The following is a 24,495-nucleotide window of genomic DNA, read 5'->3' as shown; positions in this document are numbered from 1 at the left end:
AAAGATTACTGATACGCTCGAACAATTTTAGGACGATTGAAGCCATGGCTAACGTTGTTGAAAACCTCGGCAAGCTCGAACGCCGCGTGACGATTTCCCTGCCGAAGGACGCCGTGCAGAAAGAAGTCGATTCGCGCATCCGCCAACTCGCGAAGAACGTGCGCATGCCGGGTTTCCGCCCGGGCAAGGTGCCGCTCAAGATGGTCACGCAACAGTACTCGGGCCAGGTGGAAGCCGAAGTCCTGAGCGACAAGGTTGGCAAGGAATTCTTCGATATCAGCCGCACGGAAAACCTGCGCGTTGCAGGCCAGCCGAGCTTCGCGCCGAAGGCCAAAGCTGCTGAAGGCGATTACGCTTTCGACGCGACCTTCGAGGTCTACCCGGAAGTGAAGCTGGGCGACGTCGCCAGCGCCGAAATCGAGCGCACGACCACGACCATCAGCGAAGCGGAAATCGACCGCACGCTGGACATCCTGCGCAAGCAGCGCGTCCACTACCATGCACGCGGCGAAGCCGGCGAGCACGGTGACGGCGGCGCAGACACGGCAGCCAAGGAAGGCGACCGCGTGACGGTCGACTTCGTCGGCAAGATCGACGACGTCGCATTCCCGGGCGGCACGGCTGAAGGCTTCGCATTCGTGCTGGGCGAAGGCCGCATGCTGCCGGAATTCGAAAAGGCAGCGCTTGGCCTGAAGCAGGGCGAGTCGCGCGAATTCGACCTGGCATTCCCCGAGGACTACCACGGCAAGGACGTCGCAGGTAAGACCGCGAAGTTCACGATCACGATGCAACTGATCGAGTGGGCGCATCTGCCGGAAATCGACGGTGAATTCGCCAAGTCGCTCGGCATCGCCGACGGCGACCTCGTGAAGATGCGCGCCGAAATCAAGGACAACCTCGAGCGCGAAGCCAAGCGTCGCACCCAGGCTATCGTCAAGAACCAGGTGATGGACGCCCTGCTGAAGATCGCCGAACTCGACGTGCCGAACGCACTGATCGAACAGGACCAGCAGCGCCTCGTCGAAATGGCGCGTGCCGATCTGGAACAGCGCGGCGTGCCCAACGCCAAGGACGCACCGATCCCGGCTGAAATGTTCAAGGAACAAGCCGAGCGCCGCGTCAAGCTGGGCCTCGTGCTGGCCGAACTGGTGAAGGCGAACAACCTCGAAGCGAAGCCGGAACAGATCCGCGCTGAAGTCGACGAATTCGCGAAAAGCTACGAAGACCCGAAGGAAGTCGTGCGCTGGTATTATTCGAACCAGCAGCGTCTGGCCGAAATGGAAGCGTACGTCGTCGAATCGAACGTCGTTGACTTCGTGATCGGCAAGGCCAAGGTGACGGACAAGCAAGTGAGCTTCGAAGAACTGGCAAGCGCAACGGCGCAGGCTTAAATCTGCCCGCTACGGCGTGCCGGCTGTCGGAGCGACCGACGGCCAGCACGCCGTTTTTGTATCCGCAGAATTTGGCCACACACGCGTTAGGGTTGATTTCTGCAGGGTCCGTCGCCATTCCGGTATTTCAGGCTTACTGTGTTTGACCTGCGTAACCAGAACAACTCTTCCAGACAAGGATGCACCGCATGACCATTCGCGCTCAATCGCTGGACACGTTGACCTCCCACGCCTCGCGCGACCTCGAACCGCAGGCGCTCGGCCTCGTGCCGATCGTCGTCGAGACGAGCGGCCGCGGCGAGCGTTCGTATGACATCTATTCGCGCCTGCTGAAAGAGCGCGTGGTGTTCCTGGTCGGCGAAGTGAACGACCAGACCGCGAACCTCGTTGTCGCCCAGCTCCTGTTCCTCGAAAGCGAGAACCCGGACAAGGACATCAGCCTGTACATCAACAGCCCGGGCGGCTCGGTCTCGGCCGGTATGGCGATTTACGACACGATGCAGTTCATCAAGCCGAACGTTTCGACCCTTTGCATGGGCCTCGCGGCCTCGATGGGCGCGTTCCTGCTGGCAGCGGGCGAGAAGGGCAAGCGTTTCGCGCTGCCGAATTCGCGCGTGATGATTCACCAGCCGCTGGGCGGCGCGCGTGGCCAGGCGTCGGATATCGAAATCCAGGCGCGTGAAATCCTGTACCTGAAGGAACGTCTGAACCAGTTGCTCTCGCACCATACCGGTCAGCCGGTCGAGCGCATTGCGCGCGACACCGACCGCGACAACTTCATGTCCGGCGACGACGCGCAGGCGTACGGCCTCGTCGATCAGGTGCTCCACAAGCGTCCCTGATCCGGCACGCGTTTCCGGCGTCGAAAAAGCGCCGGAAACGCGTATGCAGCGTGACTTAACCCCGTGAAAAAAGGGATAGGCACGCGCGTGCGGACCATGTGAAATAATCAGCAAACGCGCTTCGCGGCCTGCGGCCCCAACGCCGTCACAGCAAGCGGTTAACGCACCCCCGGCCGGGCCAGGGGAAACGGCGTATTATCTGTAACAGAGTGTCCGGAGGCTCATCTATCCATGGCGGACAAAAAAGGTTCTAACAGCGAGAAGCTGTTGTATTGCTCGTTTTGCGGCAAAAGCCAGCATGAGGTCAAGAAATTGATCGCTGGCCCGTCGGTGTTCATCTGCGATGAATGTATCGACCTGTGCAACGAGATCATTCGCGACGAAGCCGCCGGTGCGGGTATCGACGCGGCGCTGTCGCGCTCGGACCTGCCGAGCCCGCAGGAGATCCGCGACATCCTCGACCAGTACGTGATCGGCCAGGAACGCGCGAAGAAGATTCTCGCAGTGGCGGTGTACAACCACTACAAGCGTCTGAAGCATCTCGACAAGAAGGACGAAGTCGAACTCTCGAAGAGCAACATCCTGCTGATCGGGCCTACGGGTTCGGGCAAGACGCTGCTCGCGCAGACGCTCGCGCGCCTTCTGAACGTGCCGTTCGTGATCGCGGACGCCACTACGCTGACCGAAGCCGGTTATGTGGGTGAGGATGTCGAGAACATCATCCAGAAGCTGCTGCAGAACTGCAATTACGAAGTCGACAAGGCCCAGCGCGGCATCGTCTACATCGACGAAATCGACAAGATCAGCCGCAAGTCGGACAACCCGTCGATTACGCGCGACGTGTCGGGTGAAGGCGTGCAGCAGGCGCTGCTCAAGCTTGTCGAAGGCACGATGGCGTCGGTGCCTCCGCAGGGCGGCCGCAAGCATCCGAACCAGGATTTCATTCAGGTCGATACGACCAACATCCTGTTCATCTGCGGCGGCGCGTTCGACGGTCTGGAAAAGGTCATCACGGATCGCACGGAAAAAACCGGTATCGGTTTTGGCGCGAGCGTGAAGAGCAAGCAGGAACGCGACACGGGCGAAGTGCTGCGCGAGACGGAACCGGAAGATCTGATCAAGTTCGGTCTGATTCCCGAATTGATCGGCCGTCTGCCGGTGGTCGCCACGCTCGGCAAGCTCGACGAAGCCGCGCTCATGAAGATTCTGGTCGAGCCGAAGAATGCGCTCGTCAAGCAGTATCACAAGCTCTTCAACATGGAGCGCGTGGAACTGGAAATCCGCCCGGCCGCGCTGCAGGCTGTCGCCCGCAAGGCGATCCGCCGCAAGACCGGGGCCCGTGGCCTGCGTTCGATCCTGGAACAGGCATTGCTCGACGTCATGTACGAGCTGCCGACCATGAAGGGCGTGAGCAAGGTCATCATCGACGACAACGTGATTGATGGCGACGGCAAGCCGCTTCTGATTTACGAAGACGCGCCTAAAGTCGCTGGGTCGAACTGATGCGGGTGATCGGCTAAAGAGTTCCGGGAAAAAGCCGTTCATACACTGAGATGAACGGCTTTTTCGTTTATCTTGTGGTCGATGGCGCACCTTTTTTGGAGTCACTGAACTTTTCCCACACGCGCGAGGCTTGTAATCGGTTTTTCAGGCCTCACTTACCGAACAATTGATTCCACTCATGGGGAAATGAAATGTCAGGAACCCAACTCCTCCCGCCGGAACGCACCACGCTCCCGCTGCTGCCGCTGCGCGATGTCGTAGTCTTCCCGCATATGGTGATTCCCCTTTTCGTGGGCCGGCCGAAATCGATCAAGGCCCTCGAAGCGGCAATGGAAGGCGGCAAGCACATCATGCTCGTCGCGCAGAAGACTGCCGCAAAGGATGAGCCGACCGAAAAAGACATGTACGAAGTGGGATGTATCGCCAACATCCTGCAAATGCTCAAGCTGCCCGACGGCACCGTGAAGGTGCTCGTGGAAGGTTTGCAGCGTGCGAAAACGCTCTCGATCGAAGAGCAGGAAACGCAGTTCTCGTGCGAAGTCATGCCGCTCGAGCCGGACCACGCCGATAGCGCTGAAACCGAAGCGCTGCGCCGTGCGATCGTCTCGCAGTTCGACCAGTACGTGAAGCTTAACAAGAAGATCCCGCCGGAGATCCTGACCTCGCTGTCGGGTATCGACGAAGCCGGTCGTCTTGCTGACACCATCGCCGCACACCTGCCGCTCAAGCTCGACCAGAAGCAGCATATCCTCGAGATGTTCCCGGTCGTGGAGCGTCTGGAGCATCTGCTTGCCCAGCTCGAAGCCGAAATCGACATCCTGCAGGTCGAAAAGCGCATCCGTGGCCGCGTCAAGCGCCAGATGGAGAAGAGCCAGCGCGAGTACTACCTGAACGAACAGGTCAAGGCGATCCAGAAGGAACTGGGCGAAGGCGAAGAGGGTGCCGATCTCGAAGAACTCGAGAAGCGCATCACCGCCGCGCGCATGCCGAAGGAAGCGAAGAAGAAGGCTGACGCCGAGCTCAAGAAGCTCAAGCTGATGTCGCCGATGTCGGCTGAAGCCACCGTCGTGCGCAACTACATCGACACGCTGATCGGCCTGCCGTGGCGCAAGAAGAGCAAGGTCAACAACGACCTCTCGAACGCCGAATCCGTGCTCGACGAAGACCACTACGGTCTCGAGAAAGTGAAGGAACGCATTCTCGAGTATCTCGCGGTCCAGCAACGCGTGGACAAGGTCAAGGCGCCTATCCTGTGCCTCGTTGGGCCTCCGGGCGTCGGCAAGACCTCGCTTGGGCAGTCGATTGCGCGCGCAACGAACCGCAAGTTCGTGCGTATGGCGCTGGGTGGTGTGCGTGACGAAGCCGAAATTCGCGGCCACCGTCGTACGTACATCGGTTCGATGCCGGGCAAGATCCTGCAGAGCCTGACCAAGGTCGGCGTGCGCAATCCGCTCTTCCTGCTCGACGAAGTCGACAAGATGGGTATGGATTTCCGCGGCGATCCGTCGTCGGCGCTGCTCGAAGTGCTCGACCCGGAACAGAACCACACGTTCGCCGACCACTACATCGAAGTCGATTTCGACCTCTCCGATGTGATGTTCGTCGCCACGTCGAACTCGCTGAACATTCCGCCGCCGCTGCTCGACCGGATGGAAGTCATCCGCCTCTCGGGTTACACGGAAGACGAGAAGGTCAGCATCGCCCAGCGTTATCTCCTGCCGAAGCAGAAGAAGAACAACGGGCTGAAGCCGACCGAGATCGAAGTGGCCGAAGGCGCGATCCGCGACATCATTCGCTACTACACGCGTGAAGCGGGCGTGCGTTCGCTCGAGCGCGAAGTGTCGAAGATCTGCCGCAAGGTCGTGAAGATGCTGCTGCTGAAGAAGGCCGACAAGGCCGTCACGGTGGACAGCGCCAACCTCGACACGTTCCTTGGCGTGCGCAAGTACGACTTCGGTCTGGCTGCGAAGGAAAATCAGGTTGGTCAGGTCACGGGCCTCGCGTGGACGGAAGTCGGCGGCGATCTGCTGACGATCGAAGCGGCGGTCATGCCTGGCAAGGGCAATGTGATCCGCACGGGTTCGCTCGGCGACGTCATGAAGGAATCGGTCGAAGCGGCTCGCTCGGTGGTGCGTTCGCGTTCGCGTCGCCTTGGTATCAAGGACGAAGCGTTCGAGAAGCAGGACATCCACATTCACGTGCCGGAAGGCGCGACGCCGAAGGACGGTCCGTCCGCAGGTGGTGCGATGACCACGGCGCTGGTGTCGGTGCTCACGGGTATTCCGGTGCGCGCCGACGTCGCGATGACGGGTGAAATCACGCTGCGCGGCGAAGTGCTGCCGATCGGCGGGCTGAAGGAAAAGCTGCTTGCAGCGCATCGCGGCGGCATCAAGCTCGTGCTGATTCCTGAAGAGAACGTCAAGGATCTGACCGAGATTCCGGACAACGTGAAGAACGCCATCGAAATCGTGCCGGTCCGCTGGATCGACAAGGTGCTCGAACTGGCGCTCGAACGTGCACCGCAACCGCTGCCGGAAGAAGAGGTGAAGGCCGAGGACGCGAAGGCGCCCGTGGTCGAATCGAAAGAACCCGGCACGCCGGAAGTCGTGAAACACTAAGTCGATGACGGGCCGCGCCTCGCGCGGTTCGTGCCGGCTTGCAGTACCCCAAAGCCCGCGGCATGTCCGCGGGCTTTTTGCTTTTCAGCGGGTTTCCAGACCTGCGCGTGAGATTCGTTGACGTTACGGCCTTATGGCTGCAAAGGCTGCAAAGGCTGCAAACGTGTCGTATCGATTCGAAGACTTCTTCCAAAGCCCCGTAGCATCAGGCTGAACCCGGCTTGACACGTATTAATCGGCTTCGTTAAATGAGCGGGCTTAGGCTTCAGGCCGTGGCCGCAGGACCGGCAAGATCAATAAACGATGTTCCTTAAGGCGCGCGGCTACGCAGTGCGCCGCCACGAATGACCACACCATCCTCGGGGACCGGAATGAATAAAACGGATTTGATCGATCACATTGCACAGCAGGCCGATATTTCGAAAGCGGCGGCGGGCCGCGCGCTCGACGCCGTGATCAACGGCGTCAAAGTCACGCTGAAGAAGGGCGGCTCGGTCACGCTGGTGGGTTTCGGCACCTTTGCGGTGGGCAAGCGCGCGGCGCGCACGGGACGCAATCCGCGCACCGGCGACGCCATCAAAATCAAGGCTGCAAAAATTCCTAAATTCAGGCCTGGCAAAGCGCTAAAAGATGCGCTAAACTAGCGGGCTCGCTGCTTGAGAAACACGGCAGCGAAAAATCTGAAGCTGGGTGCTTAGCTCAGTTGGTAGAGCGGCGCCCTTACAAGGCGTAGGTCGGGAGTTCGAGCCTCTCAGCACCCACCACAGTTTCAGTTTGCCAGCCGCGCGATGCACACGCAGTCAGTGCACTACGCAGCGGTGGCAGATGGCGCAACAAACCGCACGGAGCGGTAGTTCAGTTGGTTAGAATACCGGCCTGTCACGCCGGGGGTCGCGGGTTCGAGTCCCGTCCGCTCCGCCAGGAATACTCCAGCAGTACAGCAAGAAGGCGAACTCCGGTTCGCCTTTTTTGTTGTCTGCTGATGTAAGATCGGGCGTTCTGTTTTTTGGCGCCCTTCAACGCTTGGTCACGCATGCTCGACTTTTTCCGCAATCACAAACGACTGATGATGCTGATGCTGATGCTGGTGATTCTGCCAGGTCTCGGCTTCGTCGGTATTCAAGGTTTCCGCGGCTTCTTTGACGAAAGCGCGAACGTCGCCAGCGTCAACGGTCACAAGATCACCCGTGTCGAGTACGACAACGCTGCGCGTCAGCAGATGGATCAGGCGCGCCAGATCATGGGCGCGCAGTTCGATGCCAGCATGTTCGACACGCCGCAACATCGCAAGGACATCCTCGACGGTCTGATCCAGCAACGCGTTCTCGCCGATGAAGTGCAGCGTCTGCACCTGACGGCTTCGGACGAAGCGGTGCGCCGCACGCTGCTGGCCGATCCGATCATCTCGTCGCTGAAGAACCCCGACGGTTCGATCGATCTCGACAAATACAAGCAGTTGCTCGCCATGCAGGGCATGACGCCCGAGCAGTACGACGAGCGCGTGCGTTACAGCCTCGCGATGCAGCAACTGCCCGCGGCGCTGGTGAACAGCGCGTTCACGTCGAAGGCGCTTGCGCAGCAACTGACGGGTCTGTCGGAGCAGCAGCGCGAAGTGCAAGGTCTCGCGTTCCATGCCAGCGACTACGCGCCGAAGGTCCAGCCGACCGACGCGCAACTGCAGGCTTATTACGACGCGCACAAGAACGACTTCGCCACGCCCGCTACGGCGCAGATTCAGTATCTGGTGCTGTCGGCGGCGACGGCTGCGGCTTCGGTCAACCCGAGCGACGCCGATCTCAAGAAGTATTACGACGACAACATCGCGCACTACAAGTCGCAGGAAGAAGTGCGCGCGAGTCACATCCTGATCACAGTTGCGAAGGATGCGAGCGCAGCTGATCGCGCTGCCGCGAAGCAGAAGGCCGAGCAGATCCTCGCCGAAGTGAAGGCGCACCCGGACCAGTTCGCGCAGCTCGCGCAGAAGGATTCGCAGGACCCGGGTTCGGCTGCGAAAGGCGGCGATCTGGGCTACTTCGGTCCGGGCATGATCGCAGGCGGTCAGGCCTTCGACGACGCCGTCTTCAAGCTGAAGAAGGACGAAATCAGCGACGTGATCCAGTCGGACTTCGGCTATCACATCGTCAAGGTCACCGACATCAAGCCGTCCGTGACGAAGCCTTTCGACGACGTGAAGGGCCAGATCCTCAACGACGTGAAGACGCAGCAGGCAGCCAAACTGCTCGCGGATGCAGCCGATGGCTTTACCTCGACGGTCTACGAACAGGCCAAGAGCCTGCAGCCGGCCGCCGACAAGTACAAGCTGACGATCCAGACCGCCACGGTCACGCCGAAGCCCAACGCCACGCTGCCGCAGGATAGCCCGCTGAACAACGCGAAGTTCCTTGCCGCCGTGTTCGCGACCGATTCGGTGAACCAGCACAACAACACGCAGGCGATCGAGGTGAGCAACAACACGCTGATCTCGGCGCACGTGACGAACTTCCAGGCTGCAGCCGTGCCGGCGTTCGCCGCGGTCAAGGATGCCGTGCGCCAGAAGGTGGTCGCGCAGCAGGCTGGCGAGATGGCGCGCAAGGACGGCGAAGCAAAGCTGGCCGAACTGCAGAAGTCGAAGTCGACCGATGGTTTCTCGTCGGCGCTCAAGGTGTCGCGCAACGACGCACAAGGTCTGCCGCCCAGCGCGCTGTCCGCTGTGTTCAAGGCCGATGCGCAGAAGCTGCCCGCTTACGTGGGCGTCGATCTCGGCAATGACGGTTACGCGATCTATCGCGTGAACAGCGTGACGAACGGCCCGGCGGCCGATGGTCAGCGTCTCGCGGCAGCGCAGCAGCAGCTTGCCGGCGTCGGTGGCCAGTCGCAGACGCAGGCGTATCTCGATGCGCTGCGCGAGCGCTCGAAGGTCAAGTTCTACGGCACGCTTGGCGCGTCGAACCAGCAAAGCGACGGCGACGGCCAGTAAGCACCGCCACCGCTTCGAGCTTCAAATGAAAACGCCCCGCAATCTGCGGGGCGTTTTGCTTTTGCGCGCTGCAAAAAAGTGCGGCGCGCGAGAACTCAAGCTCAGAGGCAGGCGCTGATATCGCTCGTGGCATCGGCACCCGCGCCGCCGCCCGAACGGAAGCCCACCCAGGTCTTGGCATTGGCGTTCCACGCCGGGCGCACCGTTGCGGCTGCGCCGTTAGGCGGCTGTTGGCCCGGCACATAGACGTCCACGGCCTGATCGTTCGCCATCACGCTTTGCGAGACGACTTGCTGCTGCGACTTGTCGGCCCACTTCTTGGCGATGCACTGGGCAACGGCCGTCGGCGGTTGCTGGCTGGTGCCGACTGATTGGGCGCCGCTAGGCATCGGCTGATTGGCGCAGGCAGCAAGGGCTGCCGTTACGACAATAAGAGGTAAATATTTCACGTTTTATCCCTCCAGTCAGGGTCAATCTGAGATTGGACGAAGGTTTCTCGTCCGGCGCAAAAAAATGTGACCTGATGCGCGACGCCCGGCACCGGATCAAACCGGATCGACAGCGCGCCTGACATCCCGGCGCATCGCATCCCAGACTACGCCCAGCCGCGTGCAACTGCGTCCTGCGTGTCTGCTAGCGCTGCGCGCTGCTGCCAAGCAGCGGCTTGAGCGTCGGCCACACGTTGTCGAGGAGCAAAGGCTGTGCCTGCTGGGTGGGATGCATCTGGTCGGCCTGGAAGAGATCGGGTTTATCGGCGAGACCGGCGAGCAGGAACGGCACCAGCGGCACGTGCAGTTCTTTCGACAGCTGGCCGTAGAGGTCGTGAAACTTCTGGGTGTAGTCGGGGCCGTAGTTGGGCGGCACGTACATGCCGATCAGCACCGGTTGCGCGTGTCCCTGGCGGATCTGGGCGATGATGGCGCGCAGATTGCTCCCGGTAGTGGCAAGCGGTACGCCACGCAAGGCGTCGTTCGCGCCCAGTTCGACGATCACGACCGACGGCTTCATGCGCTGCATCACGAGCGGCAGGCGGGCGAGGCCGCCACTGGTCGTGTCGCCGCTGATGCTGGCATTGGCGACGCTATAATCGATTCGCTCGCTAGTCAGGCGCTGGCGCAGCAGGGCCACCCAGCCCGTATCGCGCGGCAGGCCGTATTCGGCGGACAGACTGTCGCCTAGCACCGCGATCACGGGTTTGGCCGCAGCCGGTTGCGTATCCGTTGCGGTGGCAGCATAAGCCGCATGCGGCGCGGCGCAGGGCAGGGCAATCGCCGCAAGCAGCGCCAGCGCGGCGAGCGGCGCGAGGCGCCCAGAGACGTGTTTCCTGACGGCTAATCCTGATGTCATCATGTGCGAATGAATAGCGATCCAGTCATCGAAGTACGGGGTTTGAGCAAGCGCGTCACGGACGCGACCGGCGAACTGACGATCCTCGACGGTATCGACATGAGCGTGCACGCGGGCAGCAGCGTGGCGATCGTCGGTGCTTCGGGTTCGGGCAAGTCCACCTTGCTTGGCCTGCTGGCCGGTTTGGACAGCGCGAGCGCGGGCTCGGTTCGTCTGCTTGGACACGAGCTTACCGGTATGGCCGAAGATCGGCGCGCTGCGTTACGTAACGGCGCGGTCGGTTTCGTGTTCCAGTCGTTCCAGCTGATGCCGCACCTTACCGCATTGGAGAACGTTGCGCTGCCGCTCGAACTGCAGGGCGGTTTGAGCACGCGCGAGGCTTTCACGCGTGCGCGCGCGTTGCTCGAGCGCGTGGGTCTGGGGCAGCGCACGAGCCACTATCCCAAGCTGCTCTCGGGCGGCGAGCAGCAGCGCGTGGCGCTCGCACGCGCCTTCGTGACGCATCCGTCCGTTCTGTTCGCCGATGAACCCACCGGCAGCCTCGACGCCGCCACGGGGCACGCCGTCATCGACCTGATGTTCGAACTCAACCGCGCCAATGGCGCGACGCTCGTGCTGGTCACGCACGACATCGATCTCGCGCGCCGCTGCGACACCGTGGTGACGATCGAAGCGGGCCGGCGTGTGCCGAACACGCTGCACGCCGACGGCCCCGAAGACGCGCGCGATCATATCGAAGCGGGTCGCTAGCCTCAGCACCGCCGCAAACGAGATCGCCAAAAAACAAGGCGTGCCCGGTTCGCACCGCGCACGCCTTTTCTACATCAGCGAAACTTCAGTTCAACGTTTGAGTGCCGCACGTGCACGCGCGATCAGCGCGCTCGTGGACGAATCGTGCGCTTTCACATCGCCGCTCGCGGCCGTGAGATCGGCTTCCACGACCTTGCCGAGGATCTTGCCCAGTTCCACGCCCCACTGGTCGAACGGGTTGATGTCCCACACCGAAGCCTGCACCAGCACCTTATGCTCGTAGAGCGCGATCAGCGCGCCCAGCGAGCGCGCCGTGAGCGCGTCGACGAGCAGCGTCGTGGTCGGACGGTTGCCGGGGAACATGATGTGCGGCACGAGTTCGGGCTTGTCCGGCCCGGCGATCTTCTTCGCCTCTTCTTCCGTGCGGCCGAGCATCATGGCCTCGCTCTGCGCGAAGCAGTTGGCGAGCAGCTTGGGATGGTGATCGGCGAGCGGATGCTCGGGCGTGAGCACCGCGATAAAGTCGATCGGCACGATCGTCGTGCCCTGGTGCAGCATCTGGAAGAACGCGTGCTGGCCGTTCGTACCCGGCTCGCCCCAGGTGATGGCCGAAGTCGCGTAATCGACGAACTTGCCGTCCAGACGCGCCTGCTTGCCGTTGCTCTCCATTTCGAGCTGCTGCAGATACGACGGCAGGTAATGCAATGCTTCGGAGTACGGAGCGACCAGATAGCTCTGCGAGCCGAAGAAGTTGCGATACCAGATGCCGATCATGCCGAGCAGCACCGGCAGATTCTTTTCGAGCGTCGCGGTGCGGAAGTGCTCGTCCATGTCGTGCGCGCCCGCGAGCAGTTCGTCGAACTGCTGCGGCCCGATCGCGATCATGATCGACAGCCCCACGGCCGACCACAGCGAATAACGTCCGCCCACCCAGTCCCACATCTCGAAGACGTTTTCCTCGGCGATGCCGAACTTGACGACTTCGGCGGGATTCGCCGAAACGCCGACGAAGTGCTTCGCGAGCGCATCTTCTGGGCAGCCGTGCTTGACGAACCAGTCGCGCATCGAGCGCGCGTTCGTCATGGTTTCGAGCGTCGTGAAGGTCTTCGAGACGATGATAGCCAGCGTTTCTTCGGGATCGATGTTTTCGATCACGCGCCAGAGATCGGCGCCGTCGACGTTCGAGACGAAGTGCGATTCGATCTCGGGCGTTTCCAGATGCTGGAGCGCGTGCACGACCATCTTCGGGCCGAGATCCGAGCCGCCGATGCCGATATTCACCACGTGGCGGATGCGCTTGCCGGTATAGCCGGTCCATGCGCCATCGCGCACGGCATCGGCGAACTTCGCCATCTTCGCTTTTTCGGCGAGGATCTGGGCGTGGAACGGTGCGTTCGCTTCGGTCGCGCGCAGTGCGGTGTGCAGCGCGGCGCGGCCTTCGGTCGGGTTGACGACTTCGCCGGCGAACATCGCGTCGCGGCGCTTTTCGACGCCGGCTTCGCGCGCGAGCTGTACCAGCAGCTTCAGCGTGGCGTCGTTGATGCGGTTCTTCGAAAAATCGGCTGCAAGACCGCCGCCCGCATACGTATAGCGTTCGGCGCGGGTCGGCGCGGGATCGTTGGCGGGTGCGAACCAGTCGCGCATTTTTTCATCGCGGATCTGTTCGTAATGCGTCTGTAGCGCGGACCAGGCAGGGAGCAGATTCGTCATGTTCGTCTAGCGAGGGAAAACGAATGGAAGGCGGCGGACGGCGTCAGCCGGTCAGGCCGACGCGCGCGTCACGCGCTGCGGGGAAGCGCACCACCGGTGGGCGGCGCGCGAAAGATCAGTATAGCGGGCATGAGCGAAGCTGCGCAGCGGCCCGGCTGTGCTAACGGAATCGTCGATACGTTAGCAAACGGTGTGCCGCGGTTTGGGCCGGTTTTTGCCCAGTATGTGGCCGGTTTTCAATCTTTCGGAGCGTAAAAGAGCCGGTTCATCAGGCGCCGGACCATCGGCGCGAGTTCGCCGGCGGCGAGACCCGCGGGCCCGTCGCCTTGCGCAACGAGCGTATCGGCGGCGAGACCGTGCAGATAGACGCCCGCCAGCGCCGCTTCGAAGGCGGGCAGGCGCTGCGCGAGCAAGGCGCCGATCAGGCCGCCCAGCACGTCGCCGGTGCCGCCGGTGGCGAGCGCGGCGTTGCCGGTCGGGTTGATCGCGAGGCGGCCGTCGGGTGCGGCGATGACTGTGCCGCTGCCTTTGAGCACCACGACGGCCTGATAGCGCGATGCCAGCGTGCGCGCCGATGCGAGTCGATCGCGTTGCACCGAAGCCGTATCGGCGTCGAGCAGGCGCGCGGCTTCGAGCGGGTGCGGTGTAAGCACACAAGGCGCGCCGCGCGTGCGCGCGTGGTCGTTCACGTGGGCCGCCAGCGCGTCGTCGCGGGCGATCAGATTCAAGGCATCGGCGTCGAGCAGCACGGCGGTGTCGAGTCGCAGAATGCGCTCGACGAGTTGTCGCGCGGATGCGCTGCCGCCCATGCCGCAGCCCGCAGCCACCGCGCTCATCGTATCGAGCGTGAGTTTGCCCGCGTGATGCAGCATCAGTTCGGGATGAGGCGCGTCGTAGGGCGGCGCATCGCTGCCAAGAAAGCCCACATGCACCTTGCCCGCGCCCGCGAGCAGCGCGGCGCGCGCCGCGAGGATCGGCGCGCCGCACATGCCGGTATCGCCGCCAATCACAGCCAGTGTGCCGAAGCTGCCCTTGTGGGTCGCGAAATCGCGCGCGGGCATGGCAGGCCCGAACAGCGTGGGCGAGTTCAGCAGCGCGATTTCAGCGCTCTGCAGCGGCACATCGCTTTCGATGCCGATCGGCGCCACGCAGACAGCGCCCGCGTAATCGCGCCCCGCGCCGGTATAAAGCCCAGGCTTGGCGCCGATGAAGGTGATCGTATGGCTCGCGCGCACCGCCGCGCCGTTGCCGATCCGATTGCCGGTATCGCTATCGAGGCCGCTTGGCACGTCGAGCGCGAGCACGCGGCCGTGGCTGCGCATGCGGGCCGACAAACGCTTCGCCAGTTCACCGAACACGCCATCGAGCGCGCGTGCAAGGCCAATGCCGAATATGCCATCCACCAGCCAGCCGTAGCCGTCGAAAGAGGCGGGCGGCGCGGCGGTAATCGGCACGCCCGCCGCGCGCGCTTCGGCGAGCGCCCAGCGTGCGTCGTCGGGTTTCACATCGACGGGCATGCAGACTTCGCAAGCGATGCCCGCACGCGCCAGCGCGGCGGCGGCCACGAGCGCATCGCCGCCGTTATTGCCCGGACCGGCCGCGAACCACACGGGCTGCGCGCTGGCTGCAGAAGGCGCATGCAGGATCTGTTCGCGCAGAAAGTGGGCGGCGGCGGCACCGGCGCGCGCCATCAGCGTGTGGGCGGGCAGTGCGGCCTGCGCAGCGTGTTCGCGCTCGCGCAATTGCGCGACGGTGAACAGCGCCAGCGTGCGGCCTTGCGGATTGACGAGAGAAGGATGAACGGGCGTGGCGTCTGTCATGGTGGCGAGGCCGGCCGCGCAAGGCGGCGACGTATGCGGAAATTCGACAGTGCAACGATACCCGAGTGAAGCCGCCATCGGGCTATCGGGCCGCGATGGCCCGATAGCGTCACATGACAGTAGCCTTAGCTGCGCCCAGGCCAGAGCGCCTTGACGGTTTCCGGCGGCAGTTCCGGTGGCGTGCCGGAAAGCTCGGCGGCGATCAGGCGGGCCGAACCCAGCGCCAGCGCCCAGCCAGCCGGTCCATGACCCGCATTCACGAAAAGGCGCGGATGGCCGACGCCGCCCACGGCCGGCAGGCCATCGGCGGAAAGCAGTTTCATGCCCTCCCACGCGAGCGCCGCCGAAATGCGCGCAGCGCCCGGCGCCCAGTCGCGCGAGGCTTCGCCGAGCAGGGCGAGCGCTTCTTCGGTGAGCGCTTCCGGCAGTGCTTCCTCGAGCTGCCGGGCGCGCTGGAGCACCGCGCCGCCCGCGATGCGCAGGCGATGGTTCGTGCGCGTGACGACGATGCGCCGCGCCGCGTCGATCAGCGTCGAGTGCGGCACGCATTCCTCGTGTGCGACCGGCGCGTTGAGCGTATGCACGCGCACCGGATAAAAAGGCAGCTTGATGCCGAGCGGCGCCAGCAGTTTGAGCGTTTCCGCGCCGGCTGCGACCACCACGGCGTCGGCGGAAATCACTTCGACGTCGCGCTGCTTGCCGCTTTCGTCCGGGCGCGGCGCGAGCTCGACCGCCGCACGCTGGTTTTCGACGCGGATCGCACTGACCGTGCGCCCGGTTTCGAACTGCACGCCGCCGAGCGTATCGAGCGTCTGCTTGAGCTGCTTGACGAACAGCGGGCAATTGGCGATGCGCGCCTGATCGAAGCGCACCGCGCCGGCGAACGGTGGATCGGCGGGAATCGTGTGTTCGGCGGCCACGCATTCGTGCGGCGTGAGCACGTGATGCGGCGTCTCGAAACGGCGCAGCAATTCCAGCGCGGGCTGATTGAGCGACCACTCGTCGGTGGCGCGCACGAGATAGAGCAGGCCTTCGCGCTGTTCGTATTCGAGCTGGAAGCGGGCTTCGATGTCTTCGAGCGCAGTCTGCGCGGATTCGATCAGCGGACGCAGCAGCGCATAGCGTTGCGCGAACGCCTCGGAGCCATGCAGCGTAGCGAGCCGCTTGACGAACGCGCGCGCCTGGCCCGTGAAGCCGGTCTTGCTGATCACCCCGCCCGACGATTGCCGGCCGTTGCGCAGGAAGGTAGGGCCGAACCAGACGTCGAGCGGCGAAGGCAGCACGACGCCGCTATGACCGTAGGTCGCGCCCTGCGCGACGGTGGCGTGGCGCTCGACCACGCAGACGCGATGGCCCGCCGCGCGTAACTGGTAGGCGGTGGCGACGCCGGCGATTCCGCCGCCAATGACGATGACATCCATGATGATTCGATCTGCAGGCAGGCCGTGCGCCCTCGACTGTCGGGGTCGAGGCGCTCTGCCGAAGAGGGTGAGACGTGCGGCGCGCAGGTACCGCGCCGATCGGGTGAAACGCGCAATCATAGCAGCCAATCGGGGCGAATCGCCATGCGCGTGGCGGCGCCGGCGCGCCTGCGACCGCCTTCCCGGACCGCCATGGCATCGCAAAAATATCGGCGATGCAGCGTGAATATAAGGTGCTCGCATTTCCCGTATCGCGAAAAGGCGCACGGACGTGCTTTGGATAACGCCTTCGAACCGCCGCCAGGGCGGTCGGAAGGGGGCTTCCGGGTTATAATCGCGGTCTCCCTTCGCCTGACCGTCGCCACAGCCCCGCGCGACGCATCGCCACCTTGCGACGCAACCGCGCGAGGCGAAGCCGCGATGTAACTTCGACGCAACGCCCCAGTCCATGGCCCACTTCTCGTGTTTCCCCGGTGCTTCGGCCCTCTCCGACTTCCGTCAGACCCGCCTGCTCGAGACGCTTCAGCGTATCGACGCCAATATCGTCGGCGTGCACGGCCAGTATCTGCACTTCGTCAATTCGGCCACGCCGCTCTCCGCTGACGACAGCGCGAAGATCGAAGCGCTGATGCACTACGGCGCGCCGTTCGCGGCCCCGCAGGAGCGCGGCAGCGCGGTGACCTTCATGGTGGTGCCGCGCTTCGGCACGGTGTCGCCGTGGGCCTCGAAAGCCTCCGACATCGCCCATCACTGCGGCCTCGAACAGGTGCGCCGCATCGAGCGCGGCGTCGAGTACACCGTGATCCTCAAGAGCGGCCTGCTGGGCGGCAAGAAGACGCTGTCGGACGACGCGCATGCGCAGGTTGCCGCCGCGCTGCACGATCGCATGACCGAAAGCCTGGCGCCGTCGCGTGACGCGGCGCTGCATCTGTTCGACGAACTGCCGGCGCGCCCGATGCAGACCGTCGACGTGCTCGGCCACGGCTGCGCGGCGCTGGAAACGGCCAACGGCGAACTGGGCCTCGCGCTCGCCGACGACGAAATCGACTACCTCGTCGAGAACTTCACGAAGCTCGGCCGCAACCCGACCGACGTCGAACTGATGATGTTCGCGCAGGCCAACAGCGAACACTGCCGTCACAAGATCTTCAACGCGAGCTGGACGATCGACGGTCAGGATCAGGATCTGTCGCTGTTCGCGATGATCCGCAACACCGAAAAGATCAGCCCGCAAGGCACCATCGTCGCGTATTCGGACAACTCGTCGATCATGCAGGGCGCGGTGGCCGAACGCTGGTTCCCGCGCAAGAGCGGCGACGGCGTGCCGGGCGAGCAGTACGGCCGCCACACCGAACTCACGCACACGCTGATGAAGGTGGAAACGCACAACCACCCGACCGCGATCTCGCCGTTCGCCGGCGCGGCCACGGGCGCAGGCGGTGAAATCCGCGACGAAGGCGCAACGGGCCGCGGCGCGCGTCCGAAGTCGGGCCTCACGGGCTTCACGGTGTCGAACCTGGACCTGCCGGACGCACGCGAATCGTGGGAAAACGCCCGCGACGCCGCTGTGCCGCTCGCGCACCGCAATCCGGCCGATCAGCACGGCACCTACGGCCGTCCGGACCGCATCGCTTCGCCGCTGGAAATCATGATCGACGGCCCGCTCGGCGGCGCCGCGTTCAACAACGAATTCGGCCGTTCGAACCTCGGCGGCTACTTCCGCGTCTACGAGCAGAACGTCGCGGGCACCGTGCGCGGCTACCACAAGCCGATCATGATCGCCGGCGGTATCGGCAACATCAGCGACCAGCACACGCACAAGCACGACCTGCCGGCCGGCTCGCTGCTGATCCAGATCGGCGGCCCGGGCATGCGCATCGGCATGGGCGGCGGTGCGGCCAGCTCGATGGCCACCGGCACCAACACGGCCGAACTCGACTTCGACTCGGTCCAGCGCGGCAACCCGGAAATCGAGCGTCGCGCGCAGGAAGTCATCAACTCGTGCTGGCAGCTGGGCGAAGGCAATCCGATCCTGAGCATCCACGACGTGGGCGCGGGCGGTCTGTCGAACGCTTTCCCGGAACTCGTCGACGGCGCCGATAAAGGCGCGCGTTTCGAACTGCGCAAGGTGCAACTCGAAGAGTCGGGTCTGTCGCCGCGCGAAATCTGGTCGAACGAGTCGCAGGAACGTTATGTCCTGGCGATTGCCCCGGCCGATCTGCCCGCTTTCGAAGCGATCTGCGCGCGTGAGCGCTGCCCGTTCGCGGTCGTGGGCGTGGCCACCGCGGAACGCGAACTCAAGCTGATCGACACCGACGAGCAGGCGCTCGCCGCCAACGGCGGTCACCAGCCCGTCGACATGCCGATGGACATCCTGCTCGGTAAGCCGCCGCGCATGCACCGCAACGTCGAACACGCGAGCACGCCGCTCGTGCCGGTCGACGTCACGGGCATCGCGCTCGACGAAGTCGCGAAGAGCGTGCTGCGTCACCCGACGGTCGGCAGCAAGTCGTTCCTGATCACCATCGGCGACCGCTCGGTGGGCGGCATGAACGTGCGCGACCAGATGGTCGGCCCGTGGCAGGTGCCGGTCGCCGACTGCGCGATCACCGCACTCGACTACGCCGGCTTCAAGGGCGAAGCGATGACGATGGCCGAGCGCACGCCGCTGGCCGTCATCAACGCGCCCGCATCGGGCCGCATGGCCGTGGGCGAGGCGATCACCAACATCGCCAGCGCACCCATCGCGTCGCTCGACAAGCTCAAGCTCTCCGCCAACTGGATGGCCGCGTGCGGCGCACCGGGCGAAGACGCCGCGCTCTACGACACCGTGAAGGCGATCGGCATGGAACTGTGCCCGGCGCTGGGTATCGGCATTCCGGTCGGCAAGGATTCGCTGTCGATGCGTACGAAGTGGAACGAAGAGGGCGTGGCGAAGGAAGTGGTCGCGCCGGTTTCGCTGATCATTTCGGCGTTCGCGCCGGTCGAAGACGTGCGCCGTCACCTGACGCCGCAACTGCGCCGTATCGACGAAGCGGGCGAGTCGGTGCTGATCTCGATCGACCTCGGCCGCGGCAAGAACCGCATGGGCGGCTCGATTTTCGCGCAGGTTACGCAGCAGGTTGGCGACGACGCACCTGACGTCGATAACGCCGTGGACCTCAAGCAGTTCTTCAACGCGATCCAGAAGCTCAACGCCAACGAGCAGGTGCTCGCGTACCACGACCGCTCGGACGGCGGCCTGTGGGCGACGGTCTGCGAAATGGCGTTTGCGGGCCACACGGGCGTGTCGCTGAACGTGGACATGCTCACGCTCGACGGCGAGCACGGCACGGACTTCGGCGACGCCAAGGACTGGGCGAAGCAGACCAGCGGCCGCCGCGACGACCGCACGTTGCGCGCGCTGTTCTCGGAAGAACTGGGCGCGGTGATCCAGGTTGCGGCCACGCAGCGCGACGCCGTGATGGCGGTGCTGCGCGAGCACAACCTGTCGGTCTGCTCGCACGTGATCGGCTCGCTCAACAACCGCGACTCGATTGAAATCTATCGCGACGCCAAGCGCATCTACGAAGCCCCGCGCGCCGAACTGCAGCGCGTGTGGAGCGAAGTGAGCTGGCGTATCGCGCGTCTGCGCGACAACCCGGCCTGCGCCGACGCCGAATACGACGCGCTGCTCGACGCCGCCGATCCGGGCATGCAGCCGGTTCTCACGTTCGACGCCGCCGCCGATGTGGCCGCGCCGTTCGTCAACACGGGCGCGCGTCCGCGCGTGGCGATCCTGCGCGAGCAGGGCGTGAATTCGCACCTCGAAACCGCCTACGCGTTCGACCGCGCCGGTTTCGACGCGCACGACGTCCACATGAGCGACCTGCTGGAAGGCCGCGCCACGCTGGCCGATTTCGCGGGCGCAGTCGCCTGCGGCGGCTTCTCGTACGGCGACGTGCTGGGCGCGGGCGAAGGCTGGGCCAAGACGATCCGCTTCAACGCGCAACTCGCGGACATGTTCGCGGCGTTCTTCGGGCGCGAGGACACCTTCGCACTGGGTATCTGTAACGGTTGCCAGATGCTCTCGAGCCTGGCGTCGATGATCCCGGGCGCAGAAGCCTGGCCGAAGTTCACGCGCAACAAGTCGGAGCAGTTCGAAGCGCGTTACTCGCTGGTCGAAGTGCAAAACTCGCCGTCGATCTTCTTCAGCGGCATGGAAGGCTCGCGCATTCCGGTCGCGGTGGCGCACGGCGAAGGTTTCGCGGACTTCTCGCAGCAGGGCGACATCACGAAGGCCGCCATTGCGATGCGTTACGTCGATCACCGTGGTCAGGCGACCGAAGGCTATCCGTTCAACCCGAACGGTTCGCCGCAAGGTATCACCTCGGTCACGACCGCCGACGGCCGCTTCACCGTGCTGATGCCGCACATGGAGCGCGTGCACCGCACCGTGACGATGAGCTGGCACCCGGAAGGCTGGGGCGAAGCCAGCCCGTGGCTGCGCGTGTTCCAGAACGCACGCAAGTGGGTGGGCTAAGGCCCGGCATGGCTGCCTGAAACGGCGGCTGCGCGCACCGGAAACCCCGGTCAGGTCCGCTACGGCGGGCGTGACCGGGGTTTTTGTTTGGGCGTGCGGCGAGGATGTGCGGCGAATACGGATATTAATCGCCGCACAATATGCGGTGATTAATTTGTGCCTGCGGCGAATCCGCGTCATAATCACCGCATGAATAGCGGCGAATACACCTACATCTGGCAAGCCGGCGACTGGCCGGCATGGCGCTTCGACATGGCGGCGCTCGCCGAACCTTTGGCCGAAGCCAGCCGCGCCCAGGGCGTGCTGATGGGCCGTCTGGCCGATGTCGGCCTGCGTCTGCGCGATCAGGCGAGCCTCGCGGCGCTCACCGAAGACGTCCTCAAAACCAGCGAAATCGAAGGCGAGCGGCTGAACGTGGCGTCGGTGCGCTCGTCGATCGCGCGGCGTCTGGGCGTGGATATCGGTGCACTCGCGCCGGTGGACCGGCACGTGGAAGGCGTGGTCGAGATGGTGCTCGACGCAACGGCGAACAGCCGCCAGCCCATCACGCGCGAGCGTCTGTTCGGCTGGCACGCGGCCTTGTTTACCACCGGTTACGCGGGGCTATCGCGCATCACGGTCGGCGCCTGGCGCGATGACGTCACGGGCCCGATGCAGGTGGTCTCCGGGCCGATCGGGCGTCAGCGCGTGCACTTCGAAGCGCCGCCCGCGCCACGTCTGGAAGCCGAATTGCAGCGCTTTCTCGACTGGGTCAACGCGCCCGCCCAGATGCCGGCCTTGATCAAGGCCGGGCTCGGGCATCTGTGGTTCGTCACCTTGCACCCGTTCGATGACGGTAACGGCCGCGTCGCGCGCGCGATCGGCGATCTGCTGCTGGCGCGCGCGGATGGCAGTTCGCAGCGATTCTACAGTTTGTCGGCGCAGATCCAGCGCGAGCGCAAGGCGTATTACGAGATTCTCGAACGCACGCAGAAGCAGTCGATGGACGTGACCGGGTGGCTGCGGTGGTTTCTCGACACCCTGCATCGTGCGGTCGATCACGCGCAGATCACGCTCGATGCGGTGCTCGTCAAGGCGCGCTTCTGGCATCAATGGGCCGACGCGCAGTTCAACGAGCGGCAGGCAAAGGTCGTGAACCGCATGCTCGACGGTTTCGACGGCAAGCTCACCAGCGGCAAATGGGCGGCGATGGCCAAATGCTCGTCCGATACCGCGCTGCGCGATATCAACGATCTCGTCACGCGAGGCGTGCTGCGCAAGTGTGATGGGGGCGGGCGCAGCACGAGCTACGAGCTGAATCCGCCAGCATGAAAAAACCCCGCGCCTGAACAGGTCGCGGGGTTTTTATCGAAGCAGGACTGCGGGGCAGTCTTACTGGATCTTCGCTTGCGCGCGCAGTTGCTTTTCGAACGCGAGCAGCTTTTCCTGCTGGAGTTGCTGGACGATCTGCGGGCGAACCTGCTCGAGCGGCGGCGGTGCGATTGCGCGGATGTCGTCGACACGGATGATGTGCCAGCCGAACTGCGTATGCACCGGCGTATCGGTGACCTGGCCTTTTTGCAGCGAGGTTGCGGCCGCAGCGAATTCCGGCACGTAAGCCTTCGGGTCCGACCAGTCGAGGTCGCCGCCGTTCTTCGCCGAACCCGGGTCCTTCGAGTACTGCTTCGCGAGCTCTTCGAAGCTTGCGCCGGCCTTGATCTTGGCGATCAGGTCCTTCGCCTGCTGTTCGTCGGCCACGAGGATGTGGTGCAGGTGATATTCCTTGCCGCCTGCGCCTTGCGTGACCTTGTCGTACATCGCCTTGATGTCGGCGTCGGACGGCTGGTTGTTCTTGAGGAAGTCCTCGATCCACGCGTGCAGGATGACCTGCTGTTGCGCCATCGCCAGTTGTGCCTTCACGTCCGGACGATTCGGGATGCCCTGACGTGCGGCGGCCTGCATCAGCACTTCGCGGTTGATCAGCTCTTCACGCACGGCCTTTTCCAGGTCTGGCGTGTCTTGCTGGCCTTGCGCCACGACCTGGGCGATCAGCGCGTGGGCGCGCGACGTCGGGATCGGCGTGCCGTTCACGACGGCGACATTCTGCGCAAAGGCGGGAGCCGCCGCGAACGCAGCCAGCAACACCCAGAGACGGGTTTTCTTCAAGGTCATCGAAAAATCCTAACAGGGCGAATCAAAAGTGTGGGGCCTACCGCGACATCGGGGGCAGCGCTGCGGCTTCTTCGGGCGTGAGCGCGGTGATCGCAAGCGCGTGAATGCCGCGCTGCATGGCTTCGGCCAGCGCATCATACACCATGCGATGCCTTGCCACGCGGGCTTTCCCCATGAATGCGGGCGCAACGATCGTGACATGAAAATGACCGCCCGCCGACGCGCCGGCATGGCCCGCGTGCAGCGCGCTGTCGTCGCGCACGACGATCGAATCGACCGGCGCGAGCGCTGCCGTGAGACGCGTTTCGATCAGCGCGAGACGTTGCGCTGCGCTGGCGTTGAGAAAGTCATCGCTCATTCTTCTTCCTTCATGTGACGCGACAGCCAGAGGCTCTGGCCGACGATGAACACGACCAGGATGCCGGTCGCGCCAAACAGCTTGAAGTCGACCCACGCATCCGTGGAGAAGTGGAAGGCGACGAACAGATTGAGCATGCCCAGCAGCGCAAAGAAGATCGACCAGACGAAGTTCAGCTGCGTCCAGACGCGTTGCGGCAGACTGATCTGCTTGCCCATCATCGCTTCGATGAGGTTCTTGCCGAACGCCACCTGCGAGACCAGCAGCACGACCGAGAAGGCCCAGTACAGCACCGTGGGCTTCCACTTGATGAAGGTTTCGTCGTGCAGGATCAGCGTGGCGCCGCCGAACACGACGACGATGCCCAGCGACAGCCACAGCATCGGATCGACCTTGCGATGGCGGAACGCCACCCAGGCGATCTGCACGAGCGTCGCGACGATGGCCACGGTCGTGGCCGTGAAGATGCCCCACAGCTTGAAGGCAACGAAGAACAGGATGATCGGGAACAGATCAAACAGAAATTTCATTATCGGCCTGGAGTCCGCAAAAAGAGCCGCAAAAAGGGCGCGACGCGGTAACGCGACACGCGCTCAACAACGAGAACGCGTGCCTGCCCGCGTTACTTGGGCTCGAATTGTAGCGCAGCCGAATTGATGCAATACCGAAGGCCCGTCGGGGCCGGACCGTCTTCGAACACGTGGCCCAGGTGCGCGCCGCAATTCTTGCAGCGCACTTCGATGCGCAGCATGCCGTGCGTGCGGTCCGTGCGCTCCTCGATCACCTCGCCGTCGATCGGGCGGAAATAGCTCGGCCAGCCGCAGCCGGCGTCGAATTTCGTATCCGATTCGAATAGCGGCGTGCCGCAGCAGACGCAGTCGTAGATGCCGCGCTCGGTGTGGTCCCAATACTTGCCGGTGAAGGCGCGCTCGGTGGCCGCGTGGCGCGTGACCTGGTACTGGGTCGCATCGAGCTGCTCGCGCCATTCGGCGTCGCTCTTGTTGCCGGGGTAGGCGTCGGAGTTGTGGTCGTCCTGGCTCATGTCGGGGTTCCTCTGGGTGGAAGATGGTCTATATGGGGCCGAG

The 24,495-nt window shown here is 63.9% G+C and carries 18 protein-coding genes and 2 tRNA genes; 11 read left to right on the top strand and 9 right to left on the bottom strand.

The features are described 5' to 3' along the window. The first annotated feature begins 44 nt into the window (after positions 1-44). The 8 genes from tig (at position 45) to U5A67_RS26820 (ending at position 9,331) form a co-directional block, all read left to right on the top strand. On the top strand, positions 45-1,391 hold the full coding sequence (gene tig, locus U5A67_RS26855) for a trigger factor (protein WP_321816535.1): 1,347 nt from the start codon (positions 45-47) through the stop codon (positions 1,389-1,391). Between the two features lie 188 nt (positions 1,392-1,579). Next, a complete protein-coding gene (clpP, locus tag U5A67_RS26850; protein WP_027814661.1) occupies positions 1,580-2,233 on the top strand; it encodes an ATP-dependent Clp endopeptidase proteolytic subunit ClpP in 654 nt (217 codons plus the stop codon). 231 nt (positions 2,234-2,464) lie between these two features. Continuing rightward, positions 2,465-3,736 (top strand): ATP-dependent Clp protease ATP-binding subunit ClpX, encoded by a 1,272-nt coding sequence (gene clpX / locus U5A67_RS26845; protein ID WP_205981578.1) that lies wholly within the window; start codon positions 2,465-2,467, stop codon positions 3,734-3,736. Between the two features lie 191 nt (positions 3,737-3,927). After that, positions 3,928-6,354, top strand: a complete 2,427-nt coding sequence (gene lon, locus U5A67_RS26840; RefSeq protein WP_205981579.1) for an endopeptidase La — start codon at positions 3,928-3,930, stop codon at positions 6,352-6,354. 371 nt (positions 6,355-6,725) lie between these two features. Further along, a complete protein-coding gene (locus U5A67_RS26835) occupies positions 6,726-6,998 on the top strand; it encodes an HU family DNA-binding protein (protein WP_205981891.1) in 273 nt (90 codons plus the stop codon). A 44-nt stretch (positions 6,999-7,042) separates the two neighbouring features. Then, positions 7,043-7,118, top strand: a tRNA-Val gene (locus U5A67_RS26830). Between the two features lie 80 nt (positions 7,119-7,198). Beyond that, a tRNA-Asp gene (locus U5A67_RS26825) sits at positions 7,199-7,275 on the top strand. Positions 7,276-7,387: 112 nt separating this feature from the next. Beyond that, positions 7,388-9,331 carry a SurA N-terminal domain-containing protein gene (locus tag U5A67_RS26820; RefSeq protein WP_321816534.1) on the top strand — a complete coding sequence of 648 codons (1,944 nt, stop codon included), beginning with the start codon at positions 7,388-7,390 and terminating at the stop codon, positions 9,329-9,331. Between the two features lie 101 nt (positions 9,332-9,432). Here the strand turns inward: U5A67_RS26820 and U5A67_RS26815 are convergent, their stop codons facing one another. Both U5A67_RS26815 and U5A67_RS26810 read right to left on the bottom strand, forming a co-directional pair. Then, the gene (locus U5A67_RS26815; protein WP_205981581.1) at positions 9,433-9,780 is read right to left on the bottom strand and encodes a hypothetical protein; all 348 of its coding nucleotides are present in this window, start codon (positions 9,778-9,780) and stop codon (positions 9,433-9,435) included. 184 nt (positions 9,781-9,964) lie between these two features. Then, entirely contained in the window at positions 9,965-10,681 is a 717-nt protein-coding gene (locus tag U5A67_RS26810) for an arylesterase (RefSeq protein ID WP_321816533.1), read from the bottom strand. Between the two features lie 6 nt (positions 10,682-10,687). Between U5A67_RS26810 and U5A67_RS26805 the strand changes: the two genes are divergently transcribed. Then, entirely contained in the window at positions 10,688-11,428 is a 741-nt protein-coding gene (locus U5A67_RS26805) for an ABC transporter ATP-binding protein (RefSeq protein ID WP_321816532.1), read from the top strand. 90 nt (positions 11,429-11,518) lie between these two features. Here the strand turns inward: U5A67_RS26805 and pgi are convergent, their stop codons facing one another. From pgi to U5A67_RS26790, 3 genes are all read right to left on the bottom strand, one after another. Next, positions 11,519-13,138, bottom strand: coding sequence for a glucose-6-phosphate isomerase (gene pgi / locus U5A67_RS26800; RefSeq protein WP_321816531.1), 1,620 nt, complete (start codon positions 13,136-13,138; stop codon positions 11,519-11,521). Positions 13,139-13,374: 236 nt separating this feature from the next. Continuing rightward, on the bottom strand, positions 13,375-14,958 hold the full coding sequence (locus U5A67_RS26795) for an NAD(P)H-hydrate dehydratase (RefSeq protein ID WP_321816560.1): 1,584 nt from the start codon (positions 14,956-14,958) through the stop codon (positions 13,375-13,377). A 125-nt stretch (positions 14,959-15,083) separates the two neighbouring features. Then, positions 15,084-16,379, bottom strand: coding sequence for an FAD-dependent oxidoreductase (locus U5A67_RS26790; RefSeq protein WP_205981584.1), 1,296 nt, complete (start codon positions 16,377-16,379; stop codon positions 15,084-15,086). A gap of 448 nt (positions 16,380-16,827) precedes the next feature. Between U5A67_RS26790 and purL the strand changes: the two genes are divergently transcribed. Both purL and U5A67_RS26780 read left to right on the top strand, forming a co-directional pair. After that, positions 16,828-20,901 carry a phosphoribosylformylglycinamidine synthase gene (purL, locus tag U5A67_RS26785; protein ID WP_321816530.1) on the top strand — a complete coding sequence of 1,358 codons (4,074 nt, stop codon included), beginning with the start codon at positions 16,828-16,830 and terminating at the stop codon, positions 20,899-20,901. A gap of 189 nt (positions 20,902-21,090) precedes the next feature. Beyond that, on the top strand, positions 21,091-22,212 hold the full coding sequence (locus tag U5A67_RS26780) for a Fic family protein (RefSeq protein WP_321816529.1): 1,122 nt from the start codon (positions 21,091-21,093) through the stop codon (positions 22,210-22,212). A gap of 60 nt (positions 22,213-22,272) precedes the next feature. Here the strand turns inward: U5A67_RS26780 and U5A67_RS26775 are convergent, their stop codons facing one another. From U5A67_RS26775 to msrB, 4 genes are all read right to left on the bottom strand, one after another. Beyond that, entirely contained in the window at positions 22,273-23,052 is a 780-nt protein-coding gene (locus U5A67_RS26775) for a peptidylprolyl isomerase (RefSeq protein ID WP_321816528.1), read from the bottom strand. A gap of 37 nt (positions 23,053-23,089) precedes the next feature. Further along, on the bottom strand, positions 23,090-23,410 hold the full coding sequence (locus U5A67_RS26770; RefSeq protein WP_205981588.1) for a BolA family protein: 321 nt from the start codon (positions 23,408-23,410) through the stop codon (positions 23,090-23,092). Beyond that, entirely contained in the window at positions 23,407-23,940 is a 534-nt protein-coding gene (locus U5A67_RS26765) for a septation protein A (RefSeq protein WP_205981589.1), read from the bottom strand. Before U5A67_RS26765 ends, U5A67_RS26770 begins: the two co-directional genes overlap by 4 nt. A 92-nt stretch (positions 23,941-24,032) precedes the next feature. After that, positions 24,033-24,452 carry a peptide-methionine (R)-S-oxide reductase MsrB gene (msrB, locus tag U5A67_RS26760; protein WP_321816527.1) on the bottom strand — a complete coding sequence of 140 codons (420 nt, stop codon included), beginning with the start codon at positions 24,450-24,452 and terminating at the stop codon, positions 24,033-24,035. Between the last annotated feature and the right edge of the window lie 43 nt (positions 24,453-24,495).

Source organism: Paraburkholderia sp. J69-1 (assembly GCF_905220255.1).
In the GTDB taxonomy this organism is placed as follows: domain Bacteria; phylum Pseudomonadota; class Gammaproteobacteria; order Burkholderiales; family Burkholderiaceae; genus Paraburkholderia.
The sequence above is the reverse complement of the archived record's forward strand: the minus strand, read 5'-3'. Positions and strand labels throughout refer to the sequence as shown.